Origin of the sequence: Pleurocapsa minor HA4230-MV1, from assembly GCA_019359095.1 — a bacterium.
In the GTDB taxonomy this organism is placed as follows: Bacteria; Cyanobacteriota; Cyanobacteriia; order Cyanobacteriales; family Xenococcaceae; genus Waterburya; species Waterburya minor.
In genome coordinates this window covers 30,630-45,589 of sequence record JAHHHZ010000007.1, presented here as the reverse complement: position 1 = coordinate 45,589, position 14,960 = coordinate 30,630, and the positions used below count along the sequence as shown (strand labels likewise).

Sequence of the window (14,960 nt, the reverse complement as noted above, 5' to 3'; positions counted from 1 at the left end):
CACGCCATTTTTCGAGAGGCGCTGCCAGCATTTCTTCCAGTTCGGCATCATCTTCAACAATATAGAATCTGCGCTTACTGTCATCGGTTTCCAAGGCAGTATCAAAGTCTTCTGTATTAATTTGGAGTAGCGAAGCCATGCCGTCAGGCTTATCGCTCTGCTTATCTTGTAGCTTTAGAACGTCGTCAAGTGAATAACCAGCAGCAAGTAGTAAAATAGCATCGGCAGCCTCTTCTGGTAGTTTAGAGATTAATTTATCGACATCATCATCCGTAACGACAGCCCGAACTGCTGGTAATAATTCTTCTGGAACTCCCAATCTTAATAGGTGACGATCGCGAATATCGGCAAATCTTTTTTGTCTGGATGCTTTAGAGTCTGCTGCTATTTCTCGCTCAATTGCTGCTACTTCTTCGACATCAATAATTTGTAATGCACCAGATTCGGGATTAATTTTACAAACTCTTCTTTGCGCCCATTGGTATGCTTCGTCGTGATTATCCACCCATAATAGTAAATAGGTATTACCAGTTTCGGGTTTAAGCACGATCGCTCGATAGCTGCCATCAACTCTGACGGATTTGAGGTTTTTATCAGTAGCATTATGAATTGATTCGTAGTTAATCCCTGAGCTAGTAGGATTTTGCTTGAATTTACTAATAAAGGAATTGGTTTTAGCTTGAGTCTGTCTGGGTAGCTTGCTAAAAGCATCTAAAAAGTCGGCGGCGATCGCCATGCGGATATTGTGATTTAGCATTTTTAAGTAATAAGTAATGAGTAATAAGTAATAAGTTTTTTTGTTTATGTTTAGGAAGTTAGATGGTCATTGTAAAAAGCTTCTGGGTCATTCAATACTTCGGCTATAGTGAAAGTTTTCCATTGATTCTGGGTAAAGATTTCGGTTTCGCTGGTGTCTATGACTAAGGCTAAATTGCGCTCACTCCAGGCTAATTCTGCTTCAGCAATTACGGTATCGGTATCGTCGGTAAGTTCGTAACCGACTTCGGGTACTTGCCAGTTATGAGTTGACATATAGTCGATTAGGGCGATCGCATCTTCATCAAAGACTAATTCTTTAATTTCTTGCCAAATTGGATTGCTATTACTGGCAAAAGTTTCTTTATCTATTGGCGGTGAAAGTAATAATGGTTCAAGTTCTGTTTCGGTTTCAAAACTGCGAGAAGTAACTACATAGCTGTAGTCGAGAAACTGGAATAGGTTGTATTGCCGTAATATTCCAGTCCAAGCTTTAACTATTTCATCATCGATTTCTGCAAAGCGATCGCCGATCGACATAACTACTAACGAACCTTTACTATCAGAAGATTTATGCTTTGGTGGTGCGATCGCAAAATAAGATTGAATTAAGTCATTTTGCTGTATCGACTTCCAGCTCAAATTTGCCAAACGGCAGGAAGTGTTTAGGTCGAATGTATTAATTATCTTAGAATCTGTTAATTGACTGACTTCTTGTTCCCAAAGGTTACGATCGCACTGTGCTTGAGGATTGATGTATGCCAGGGTTCTGAGTAATGCCCAACGTTGCCATAGATTGCGATCGGGTAGCTTGAGAAAGTTAACCAACCATGTAAAACTATCTTTGTCTTTTAAGGGGCGTAATTGTTCGCACTTATATTGTTCGTGAAGTTTATTTTGATTGGTACGAAACAAGCTACTGATATCTTGAGTTAGGAGATTGACGTAAGCACCTGATTGGGAATTAAACTGAGATTCAACATCAGACCAAGTAAGCGACCAAACATGAAAATTTCCGCTTTTAGCGATCGCCATTCTTTGTTGAAAGTCGTGTGATAAGCGATCGCGATGATATTCCCAACCATCGGTAAAGACAACAATGGGTTTGATATCTAGAGATTCTTTGGCAGGATAGAATACGAAGTCAGCGCGACTGGGAATAGCTATTCCATCATTTTGTCCTAGTTCTACCTGGGGTTCGATTTGCCAGGTTTGTTCGCCGATAGAAAGCAAATAACCAGGTTTGCCGTTGATTACTTCTTTACGCAAAGTAGTTGGTTTATCCTCATGGCGATAACGAGCTAAGGCATCAATGAAACGTTGTTCTAAAACGCTATCAAATAAGGCATTTAGCTTTACTTCTGATAATCCAGGCTGAGATAGAGTAATTTTATCTTTGCGGGTGATAATGTCATTTAAAACGGCGATCGCGCTTTTACGACTAGTATTGTCCTGCTCGAAGTTGTTACGATAGGCGTAAACGCATTCATAGCAACCATCATCACAACTACAGCTAACCAGAACAGCTAAAGCTTTTTCTAAAACTGATATTATTTCTTGAGGATTACGAAGTAGCTGCTTGAGATAGCCAGTCCCCCCAGGAACGGTATCGTAGAGGAAAAGGAAGGGTTTTCTGCGGGAACTATTAGCAACGGGTTCTTCACTGACTAAAGTACGAAGATGGTCTACTTTGCCCTGGAAGTGTAGTTTTAGTCCTAGATGTAAAGCAGCTAGGAATGAGGGTAACTGTTGAGAAGAATTGATGGTATCGACGGGCATTAGAATGCGAATTGCTTCTGATTCAAACTGTCTGAATAGATACAGGACATCAATAAAGTTTTTCGGGTTATCGTCTTTCTTACAAGCTAGAGTATGATTGGCTTGATCTTCCCTATCTTGAACTTTGCCACACTCACGACAGATTTTAAACCCGCCCCTCGGACGAGCTTCACCTGCTATTTCTACTGTTTCAGCTTGATTGGTGATTTGACCAAAATTGATTTCACGGAAGTTAACCCGCGAGAGGAATTCAAAGCCAAAGGGAAATTCTTCTGAGTCAATTAGATAAGACTTTTCTCTGGCTTCGGGGGCAAAATCAGCTAGTAGCTGATTGCTAAAAAATGAAGGATTGCGATCGTCTCGGTCATCTCCAATCCGACTTTTGCGATCGCCTGTAGTTGCCATTACCTGACGCAGACGAATCATTTTGCGTTTACGCCCTTCGTCAGCCCACATGGTATCTCCACAGCGCGGACAGGTTTTTTGGTCTGCTGTTTTATGGATATTGAGAGTAGCATAGCTACAGTTACGACAAAAACGCCATTCTTCTATTTCAGACAGTTTTACGTCTATCTGGTCTACTCTAACCTTACGACCTTCAGCATAAAAGGTACTGGAGGGAACGAGTTCTTTGATAGCTAATGCCCCTGGACGTTCGTATTCAAAGGGGCGGGTTTCGTATTTATTATTGGGCTGGTTACTTCTGCGCCAGATGATCGATTTGAGGGTTACGCCAGCTTCGGGGAAAGCATAGTTAGGTAGTAAACCCTCGTCGGTGAAGAAGTTAAGAGTATTTTTTTTGTTGATAAGCTCTACTAATTTCATAAAGCCTTTTCTTTCTAGCTTTAATTCATCTAATTCAGCCTCAAAGTTTTGCGATTTAGCACCTTTTTCTTTATCTTTGATGCGACGACCAAGGGTTTTGATTTGATTTTGCAGTCTTTTCCGTTCCTCAACTACTTCCTGTAGTCGATTGAGGATACGCCACCGCAAACCGCCTTTTTCTTGCTCTCCCTGAGTAATGAAAAGTTCTAGTTGTTCTTTGGTATCTTTATCTATTTCTGCATCAAATAGCCGAATAAAGCCAGATAATAGTTGTTCTCGATCGCGATCGATATAGTTTAACCAAGTATAGGGAAAGCGGTTAATGTCCCCCTGCTGTACTGGTGCTAGAACTCGATTAAAGATTTCTGGTAAATCTGGGGTTTTGCTCGAATCACCGATCCAACAGTCAAGACAGTAAGCGGTTAACTGACGTTGGAGAATTGCCGAAGCATCAAGATAACAACCTGGGGTTTCTACTCCTCCCGCAATCATTTTTAGAGGATTAGACCAGAAATAGAGGTCATGATTTGTACCGTTAGCAATGGTAGTGATAAAGGCATTACCGTCTCTTCTTCCCGCCCGTCCGATTCTTTGCTGATAGTTTGCCTGTTGGGGAGGAATGGAACAGAGTAAGACTGAGGATAAATCTCCGATATCAATCCCCATTTCCAAGGTAGAAGTGGCAGAGAGTAAATTGGGGTCAGAACGATGTTGACTGGCAATAAAGCGACGTTCTAGTTCTTCTCTGACTTCTCTTTCTAATAGTCCCGTATGTTCTTGGGCAAAGATACGTCGTACATTACCTTTAGAGTAGAGATTTTTGTAGAAGTTTAATTTTGCTGTTCTTTCCTCATAATGTCCTAAGCACTGCGATTGTAAACAGGACATTCCATTCCAATAGGATAGTTCGCTATTGTCAGTGACAACAGAGTGATGACAGCTAGAACAAGATAAATGCTTAGTGTCTGTATCAAGATTTAAAGCTGTAGTTTCGATTCCCCAGACTTTAGCGTTTTTATTGGTATAGCGATCGCCTAAAAGACCAAACTCAACTAGAGTATTGAAAGTATATTGATAAATAGCGGGTGTCTGTGCGCCAATTAAAGAATAATCCTGGGTGTCAAAGAAGTTATAATCCTGAGTGTCAAAGAAGTTTTTAACTGCCCAATTTTCCCACCACGTAGAGTTTTTGATAATAACTGGTTCAAATTCCTCGTGGTTTCTCGCTTCTATGGGATAGCTAGGTTTAATCGAAGCGGGTCCCATGTTGGGCATAAAAGTAGGTTTTTGCAAGAGGAAAATATTGCCATCCTGTTCGATGTATTGTTTGGTAAGAGGATGTAAGATTGCTCCTTTTTGTCTCATATGATAAAAAATGCCCAAGATAAACTGTTTTACCCTGTCATTGTTTATATGATGCAGTCCCAGTTCGTTTTGCAGCTTAATTAATACTTCTGCTGTAGCTTTGTCTAACTGTTCGAGATTAAGCCCTACTGCACAAGTCCCTGTCTGTTCTAATGAACCGCCAAAAGAAGTTTTAAGACTGAGTTCTGAGATAATTTCCCAGTCCAAACGGCGATCGCAATATTCTTTTAACTGGGAACTACATTTACCTGTCTTCTGTAACTGTTCCCATTCATACAGCCATTCCAAATCTGAAGGCAGAAAGGTAGCTACATAATCAGTATCCGAACCTAGTTTTTCTTGCCAATATTGTTTAAATTCGGGAATAATTTGCTCTAAGTATTTGTCATTACCCCGTTCATCCAAATACTGTTTGATAGCGGTACGTAAAGTAGTCCTAAAAGTACGGGCAGCAAAGAAACCAGCGCGATGGGCAGCATCCTGTACGGAGTCGGAAAAGGTAATTAATTTGCGATCGTCGTTATAGGTAGAAGCAAACAGCGTACCAATAGCAGCACTAGCCAAACTAGCAGCACGAGAACCCAAGATAGCTAGATTATTCTTAGCCTTACAGAAGGGGCAATCATGACTGGTTTCTCGCCATTTAGAGCCGTTTTTACTCTTCTCTTGCACCATATTCGGTTCGATAACCGAAAGTAAGTTTTTCCCATTACAGGTATGACAGTAAGTAGCTTTGGAAATATTTAACCTCAAGCAGTCCTGGCATAGCTTGCTTTCAATTCTTTCTTTCTCAAGGACACGGGGGGCGAGGTTGCCTCGCCCCAGTGAGATGTCCGTTTCGTATTTTTCATTGTCTTTAATGGGAAAAACAAAAGCAGTTAAAGGATTACGATTAAAAAATGCCGTATAAAAAGCTCTGAGATCGCAATCTAGCTGTTGGTCATTTTGTTTGCGCCGTAAGCTTCCCCAACCAGTAGCCCCACATTCACGACAGTGAATTACAGGTAAGCTTTTCCCCGATTCTTCCGTAGTCAGATCGTCAGCAAAAGTTAGTGCAGGGCGATCGCTTATATCAGCTACCATACGCCGTAATTCTCTCAGCCATAGCTGTATACGAATATTAGCCCAAGGACGGTTATTGATGTCTCGTGCAATGGAAAATAAAGCAGCTAGGCTAGTAAATAAAGCAATTTGATAGGTTGTATCCGTACTATTTGGCAGACGCATTTTACGACTCAATTGCGTCCATAGAGAAGGCAAGGAAGTTGGTTTGCCTGAAAGGATTTTTAGCAGGTTATGAACGATGGGAAGAGACTTCAAGCGATCGCCTAAATCGATGCGCCAGTCTGTTTCATCCCAATCATCTTCTAGGGGATAATTAAACCAGAGTTGATATTGAGCGCGGATATACTTCTCTACGCTCTCATAGTTTTGCGGTAGTAACGAGTCTAGTAAATCTGGACTGGGTACTGGTTGAGGATCGATAAAGGCATCGGCTAAAAACTCTGCTGCACTTAACCTATCTTCGGTAACGATAGAGTTATTATTGAATGTCTCATTAAATATCTTTCCCGCATAGCTTATTAATTCATTCCCCGTGTCTTTATTTCCGCCTAAAGTTGCTGAAGTTCCCACACAAGCCAAATAATTCGCGGGTGTTTGCAAACGAGCCTTGAGACGACGAATCAAACAGGCTAAATCCGTTCCCTGTGCGCCATCAAAGGTATGGATTTCATCTACAACTAAATAACGCAGAGTTTCGGGACTATTACCCACCCATAAACCCCGGTCTTTGGGACGAATTAACAGATAATCCAACATTTTATAGTTGGTTAACAAGATATCTGGGGGACGTTGGCGCAGAATATCTTTACTGGTAATTACTCCCGTTTCTGTCATTACTGAAGTAGGTTCGCGTTCGTTTTCCCCCACAAATAAACCCGCCGTAACATAACCTTTAAGGTTAGAATTGTGCCAAATTAGCTGCGCTAATCTTTTTGCTTGGTCGGTAGCCAAAGCATTCATCGGATAGACTAGGATTGCTTTGATACCTGGTTCGCCTCGATATTTAAAACAATGATCGAGGATAGGCAGCATAAAACATTCAGTTTTACCCGAACCCGTCCCAGTAGCGACAATAGTTGACTGATAGTTAGGGTGTTGCAGTCGCCCGAACGCCTGCTCTTGATGTCGGTGGGGAGGAAAAGCCATCGGTACGTCGGGAAAATAGTTAGCTCCCGCAGTTCCCGATCTAAAAGGCAAACTGGTAGATAAATATGGTCCTTTAAAGATGGCTTCTGGTTCTGCCAAAAAGCGATCGATTAAATCCTCAAAACCAGGAGAAGATGAGCGAAATTCGGTCTTGAGGAAGTCTGTAATACTGGCTTGAATTTCGGAGGCAAGAACGGATGGTATCATGCTTTAACCTCCTGATTAGCGAATCTTTGTTTAAAAGCTGACCAAGCAATCTTGTAATCTTCCTCGCGATTGCAAAGATCGAATGGGGCCTGATAAACAATGGTTCTGGTAACTGTTCCTCCTGGTAGGGTGTTATCTTCGATAGTGCGTTCTACCGTTTCCGTCTTCATATCTTTGATATCTTCCCAACCCGTTTCGCCTCTGGGTGCAGTACGAAGGAAGCCTACCCCTGGAAGTCCTTTACTAGAAGTGAAGACAATGCGCCCGTTTTGGTCGTACCAGGTATCTTTTTCGTATTGGCGCATCACGGGGAATTGCACGCGGTAGATGGTGATTAGTTCGTCTAGGGTTAAACCCAATGCCATTGCTGCGAGTACGTCTATTTCTACTAATGCCTGTCGGCGTTTGTAGTCAGTGCGGAGGGCAACGTTTCTTTGCCAATTTGGGGTTAGGTTGTGGAAGAATTGGTTATTTAATCTGGGGTCTTGTTTTGTCCAGGTGTCTTGATTGAATTCTGGGGTGTAGCTCGTCTCCCAAAGTTCAGCGTAGTGAGTGGTTAGGCAAGAAAGTGTTAAGAAACGGATTTTTAAACTGTTATCAAAACAAGTACCGTAAATTAATGGAAAATCATCTAGTATTTGATGAAGATTTGTTTTTCCTGTCGTTTTAACTAAAAAGTCATAAGCTATAGAATATGTAAAAGAGCCAAAAATTGTTAATTGATTAATATATTGATCGGCAAAAGCATAACTTCTACAGCCATTAATGTGTGCCACACCTTTAGGTATAACTGAACCGATTAAAGTTCTTTCATTGCCAGGAGGTAGCATCCCTCGAAAAGCTAAACGATAATACTCTGTAAACTTTTTGGATTGATTTGTTGTCGTTTCAACCCACGTAACGAGAGGTATTTTGCTTCGATATTCTTCCTTAGTGCAAGCAAGAAAATAATTAGTTCGTGGTAAATATTCATTGGAAATACTTGTTAAATCTAAAACATTATAATGGCTATTTGCGGTACAAACTTCTCTTGGTGTTTTGTTCAGTGGATTACCAACATAAAAATGAGGACCCGAAAGAATTAATTGTTCTGTTGAGCTAGGAAAACAAGTTTGTCTCTTAATAATTCCATCATTTTGAGCATTCACTTCATTCCAACAAGATGTACTAAAGTAGTTCTCTTTTAAATGACTTAATTTTTGAGGTTGAATTGCAAATTTTTCTAATACACTTAATAATTGTTGAGAATGAAGTGCTGGAAGGCGAGTTTGTAAAGCAGGTATATTTTCTCCATCATAAAGTTGAGCAAACAATTTTAGTTTTTGTTCGTCGATCTCAATTATTCTTTTAAGATGATTATCTGTATTCCACTGATTTTCATCGTCTTTTATTCCTGGAACATTACCCTTACCATCATGTTCAAAACTAGCATCAATAGTTTTAGTTAAGAATAAATTAGATATGTTTTTAAAAAATACGGTTTTCGACTTTTCTCCATAAACATTAATACTATATTTATTGTGATGATCGATGTCTGGAAAAAGTTGTAACTCATTAATAAATTGAAAATGAGCTTTAAGGCGTTGATAAATTGATTGTCTAAAAATACCACCTTTTGGATCATCGTAGATTGATTCTTGATGAATGAAAGCTTGTATCCCTTTTTTATGACTCTTTGACCAACTTTGAGGAATAAAACATTTATACAAGTTAGCTTTTTGACCGACCAATAAAGGATAGTTTTGAAAAGCATTAAGAAAATTTTGCGTACCTTCTAAACCTTCATAAACATTAAAATAATCAGGTTTTAATTGAGAATATTTAGTCAAAGTTTCTTCTCTTAATTTTCCTAGCTTACTAGCAGTAAAACCTCGTAATACAAATAAAGGTTCGGCATCACCTAAAACATCACCTTCTTTCCACTCAACTTTTATCCAAGGTGGATTACCTAAAATAAAGTCAAAGCCATTATTATCGGCAAAAATATCGGCAAATTCTAATTCCCAATGAAAGAATCTTTTTTCTTTGGCTATTTCTTCTACTAACTGCAATCGCGGAAAGCGACTACAAAGCATTTTTAAATCTACCGAACCATATTTAGCAATAAATTCTTTGGCTTCTTCTGGGGGTGTAGTTTCAGGAAATAAAGGAATATCTAACTGTTTTTCAGGGGCGATGGGCATTTCTCCTAAAATGACAGCAAGCTCCATCAAATATTCACTACGGCTAGGTAATAAATCGGCTTGTTCGATGCGCCAAAACCATAAAGCACACCAATAATCCATCACCAGTTTTAATCGCCGATAGGCACTGGAATTACCCACACCTTCGGACATTCTTTCTTGAGCCACAATCTTATCTTTCATGCTCAAGCTGCTACGTTTTAGCTCATCATCCTCCTGACCAAAAACAGATAAAGGATCGGTGGTGCGGTTTCGCATCTTACGCTGTTCTTTGACATGGCGTTGCCAAAGTTGATCGATCTTTTTGCTCAAGCTAACTAACTGTTCGATTTCAAATTCACTGTAAGCTTCTCTGCAAAATTCCTTCTGCCAATCTTTAATCTTTTGGATATTGTCTGGTGCTAATTGTTTGATTACCTTGTCGGTATAGTTAGCCATTCCTGGATCGGGTAACAGGAAATGAAAGATAGTCTTAACTGGTAATTCTTCTGTTAATAAAACTCGTTTGGGTTCGTTATCATACCAGTAGTTTTTGTGTCTGTTACTTTGAGGAACTAAACTGGTGTCGTAAACTTGACGACGCGCCCCAATTAAAGAATTACCGCAGTGTAACTGCATTCCAAACCAAGGTACGTGCGCCCCTTGATAAATAGAATTGAGCCATAAAGATACTTCCGCCAACTCAACCGCGACGGGATTTAAGTCAATGCCAAACACATTACGATCCGCCAACAGCATTTTGACTTTCTGCTTTTCTTGCAGATAATTTTCTTGTTTGATACGTCGATCTAATTCTTTTTGTTTGAATTCTAAATAAGCCTCGGCTAATTGGTTAATCGCTTCATTCAAAAACGCAGCACTCCCCATTGCTGGCTCACAAATACGCAACTTGAGAATATCATCAGCCTTTTTATCCTTGAGTAACTCCTTGAGGGAATATTTGACCAAACAACGAGTTAAAGATTCGGGAGTATAGTAAGAAGCGGAGTTTTGGCGATCTCGTCCCGCTAAACGATAGATAAAAGTACCCCTGGGATAACATCTCGGCGTACCGTCATCATTAAAAACTCGTTCCTCCTCGGTATAGTTTTCTAAATCTGGTAACTTAACAAAATAAGCCACCTTTAATTCATCAGTAGTCTTCTCTTTGGCTGACTTAACCTCATACAAATCTTCTTCCGCGAAAAACCCCCGAAAGCAGAGTAAAGCTTCGTAAACCGCACCTAATTGGTTGATTCCCAACTGGGCATATGAAATACGCCCTCTTCTTTTACCTTTACTCGCTCTAGAAAGAGACATTAACTCAATTACGCGACGCAAAACCACGTTACGAAACTTGACTTTATTGAGTAGAAATAAACGCGCAGGATCGAAGAGATGACTTTTCAACGCTTTTAGTTCAAAAGTATCGTGGGTAATTTCTTTCTGCTCTAAATTAAGACTAAAATTCTCATCACCTTCAGGAAATCCCTCCCAAACCAATTTAAACAGCTTTGTAATCGAAGCATCAATAAAATAGCCTTCCGTATCTTCCGTAGTGCGTAACTCTGCTTGTTCGAGATTACGCAAAAACTCTAAACTATACCCCTGACGGTAGATATCCGAATTCATCGGCGCATAACCCAATTCTCGACGCGCCTCGATGTAAAAGAGAAACAACAGGCGATACATATACCGCAGGCATTCTAGAGTTAGCTGTCCTTCATCCAGTTTTCCTTTGAATACTCCTTCATGAAGCTTATTTTGCTTATACCAAACCGCCTCATTACCTAATAACTCAATCGACTCCCGCAGCGCATACTTAAGATCGTCGGAGACAGAAAAAGCGTGTTTGTGAGAATTTTCATCCAACTCATCTAGTAAAGCTGTTCCCTCACTAGGACAAGTATGTTCGCGATGGAGTAAAATCGCCTTAGCTTGCAGGGCATTATTATCCAGACGGGCAAGAATTTCCTCTAGGTCAAAACGCAACAACCGCGAAGCATTCCACTTAAAGCGATCTAGCAAAACTACTTGGTGCATACCAGCCAAAATAATCCAACGAGGCGGATCGTCTTGAGCAAAAATATAGTCAGAAATTAAGTCTTCAAAGTCAATGTTGAGTAGTTCGGGATTTAGATGTTGCTCTGAGCGATCGCTTTCAAACTGATTTTCATTTAAGCTAAGAGATAAGACATCAACTGCTTCTTCTGTCTCGGAAATAGCCTCAATAATCCACAGTAAAGGCTGTCCGTTACTCTTACTAACCTCGGCAACTACAGGAATTATTTCATCGTCTTCTACAACTTTCTCCGTCGGTTTAAACTCATAACCCAGTACAGAGAAAAACTTACATAACCATTGCCTTTGAAGCAATAATTGCTCTCGAACGTCTTTTTCCTGGCTAATCTGACTGCGAGTTTTACAATAATCAACTTTTAGAGATGCGATCGCTTTTGGTGGGGACTTATCTCCTGTTGTTTCTGCTTCTTCATTCCAGCGTTTAACAACCTCTTTGAGATCGTTATGTAAAATAGCATCAAGATAATGGTGGGAATAAAATTCATTCTCGTTGATAATTCCAGTTAAAACAGCCATGCTTTTTAAGTAATGAATAATAAGTAATAAGTAACGAGTTCGGAATTACTTATTAGCCACTACCTCTTAAAACAGCGACAATCTTGATATAGGGTGATTTTTCAGTCGTGGTGCTTTCTTGTACAAAATTCCAATAATCTTCAAAAGTACGTTGAATACGATTTTGCTCTTTTTCTTTTTTACTTTTGGCAATGTTATATGTATTAACTGTCGGCAGTTCAAGCTGCTCACAAGACTTTCCTCGCCATTTTTCCAAGCGATCGTATTGTTCTTGTAACTTTGGATTAATGCAATCGTTATACTCTTTATCTGCTGCCAGGATATTTTTAGTCGCTTCCTCTACAGCTTGCGATCGCAGTTCTAATAAAGACTCGTCTACCTCTTGATTGGTATTGGGAATTGGTTCTTTGCCTAAAAGGGAGCGATCGCGTGTGGCGGTAAATTCTTCTACTCTGACAAACTTATTTTTCTCAAACACTACCCCCAACCACTTGTTAATCAACGGTTGTCCCCGACGATTGGGAATTACTCCAGAGATAATAAATACAACTTCTTGGGGTGCTAAATTATCCCTTAAAGTAATTACTGGTGCTTGATGGCGACCAAATAAAGTTACTCCCCTATCATTGAGCCAAGTAACTATCGGGTGTAATTCCCAAAGATATTGCAAAGAAGACCAACTATCTTCAGCGCGTCTGGCTTCTTCTAAGTCAGTCGCGATCGCTTTTTTATCTGCCGATAACCTTAAAGGTTCATTTTTCTCAGGTAAAATCTCTCTAGGAAAGCGTTTATAGCGATCGCGTAACTCCTTCGGCATAGTCAACTCAATTAAGAGTTCGTCTTCGAGAACAGATAACTGTAAGTCTTGCTCCTGCTTAAACTGCTCTAATGCAGCCACGACATAGCTAAAGTCATCTTTAAACAAGCTCGGCATTTCACCAATCTCTGACTCTTCCCTTGTCTCTGTGCCATCTTCTTCCTGTTTCTCCACAACAGGCTCATCTAATAAAGCAAAGAAATCAAAATCATCATCTGCTAGCTGTTTTGGTTCGAGGGAACTAGCAAAATCATCTGCCGATGTCCCAGACTCAATAGCTTTACTGACAATCCTTATTTCTTCATCAACATCAAACACCCCCATAAAGACTGAAGGATCGCCAATATTCTTAACTGCTTGCTCGTCTTTAACTAATAGCACCTGAATAATTCTCTCAACCTCATCCATCCGAGAATTATTAGAACGAGTTAACAAATAACGAATTTGTGGCTGTTCCTCTTGTCCATAACGATCGATTCTCCCGTTACGTTGCTGTAAAGCCATCAAAGACCAAGGAATATCAAAGTGAATCAAGCGATGGGATAGGTAATGTAAGTTGATTCCCTCTGAAGCTACATCCGTAGCAATCAATAACCTTAAAGAAGACTTTTCGTTACCAAAATCTTCGATGATGCCCATTAAATCTACATCAGACATACTTCCATCTAATGTTGCGATCGCTTCTTTGCTAAGAGACAAATCCTCAGCTAAATTCTTCGCCAAAAAGCGCATTGTTTCCAAACGCTCGGTAAAGATAACAATACGGTCTTTTGAGTATTTCCCCTTCCACGCAAACTCATCTTTGCTTTTACCTTTGATGACAGACAATAGCTGTTGATACTTAGAAAACTCCGCAGCAGTAATTTCTTCTAAGACAGACTTGAATTCTTCTAACTCAGCAATATCTTTATCTTGTGTAAGCGAATCACCGTTTTTCTCTACTTTCTTAATGCGTTTAACAACTGTCTCCAAGCAAGCCATCGGGCTAGACAACATTGCTTTCAACAAAGTTGTCTTAAATAACATCCCTGCTTTCCCCTTCTTATTAATCGAAAGGAGTTTTAAACTATCTAGTATTTCAAAAGCTGACTCTTCTAAACTAGAAGCATCGGCAGCAATTGCGATCGCGCTTCGTTCGGGGAAATTCTTAGCTAACTGATCCTTGACATCCTTTTTAAAACGACGGACATAGAGATCGCGAATTTCGCTTTTACTGTAGTCTTGCTCGGATGCGATCGCCGTGGGATCGAGCATATTCATCAAGCTAGCAAAACTTTCTGCTCGACCATCATGAGGCGTAGCCGACAGCATAATTAAACTATCAGAACGAGTAGCCAGTCTTTCGGCTAATTTCGCCCTTAAAGAAGTACTTTGACCTTTTCCCCGACGCGCTACATTATGCGCTTCATCAATAACAATAACATCCCAATAAGCGTTTTCGATGTAGGTACGATACTCCCTATTCTGTTTCAAAGTATCTACTGAAACAATTGCCTTATCGTAGTAATTAAAAGGATTGTGATTAGTTGGAATACGCGATCTAATTCTTTGAATACCTACTGAATCCAAACGTACTAAAGGAATAGTAAACCGCGACCAAAATTCCTTTTGAAACTGGGTCAACATACTTTTAGTCGTGACCACCAAAATACGTCTTCCTTTTCCCCGTCGAATTAATTCCGAGACTAAAATACCTGCTTCTAAAGTCTTCCCAAGCCCAACCGCATCGGCAATTAATAGCCGTTGACGAGGCATTTTTAAAGCTTTTAAACTAGGAGCTAACTGAAAAGGCAAAATATCCATCGCTGCCTTATGACCAATGTAGAGATTAGAGTCAGTAGGCGCAGTCTGTTTTAAATTACCTTCAATGAATAATAGTGATTTTAAATAACCAGAAGAATTATCAGCAACTAACTTTATTTCTTTGGGATCTAAGACAACTAAATCTTCTTCTAGCTCGGCTATAAACTGTGCTGTTTCGTGTCTGATAAAATTACTAACACCAACGACTTCTATGACTACTCTACTTCCCGCTGAAGCTTTAAGAGTTTTACGTATCAACCATTCAGAATCGCGTATAACAATTCTAGCTCCTGGCGCAAGCACAGCAGAGTTAACCATATTAAATATCTATATAAAATATCTATGTACTTACAAATATGCCCAAATTTAACAGCTAAAATAACAGCGTCGCACAACAAATAAATAAATAGCGATCGCTGTTTGCTTTACGTTGCAGC

The 14,960-nt window shown here is 39.9% G+C and carries 4 protein-coding genes; all 4 read right to left on the bottom strand.

The window, feature by feature from the left end:
• Positions 1 to 757, bottom strand: a 757-nt coding sequence (locus KME09_01865) for a hypothetical protein (protein MBW4532662.1), incomplete at its 3' end; no start/stop codon positions are given.
• Between the two features lie 50 nt (positions 758 to 807).
• Positions 808 to 7,143 (bottom strand): DEAD/DEAH box helicase, encoded by a 6,336-nt coding sequence (locus KME09_01860; protein ID MBW4532661.1) that lies wholly within the window; start codon positions 7,141 to 7,143, stop codon positions 808 to 810.
• Positions 7,140 to 11,903 carry a hypothetical protein gene (locus tag KME09_01855; protein ID MBW4532660.1) on the bottom strand — a complete coding sequence of 1,588 codons (4,764 nt, stop codon included), beginning with the start codon at positions 11,901 to 11,903 and terminating at the stop codon, positions 7,140 to 7,142. Before KME09_01855 ends, KME09_01860 begins: the two co-directional genes overlap by 4 nt.
• A 52-nt stretch (positions 11,904 to 11,955) precedes the next feature.
• A complete protein-coding gene (locus KME09_01850) occupies positions 11,956 to 14,841 on the bottom strand; it encodes a DEAD/DEAH box helicase (GenBank protein ID MBW4532659.1) in 2,886 nt (961 codons plus the stop codon).
• Positions 14,842 to 14,960: the final 119 nt, after the last annotated feature.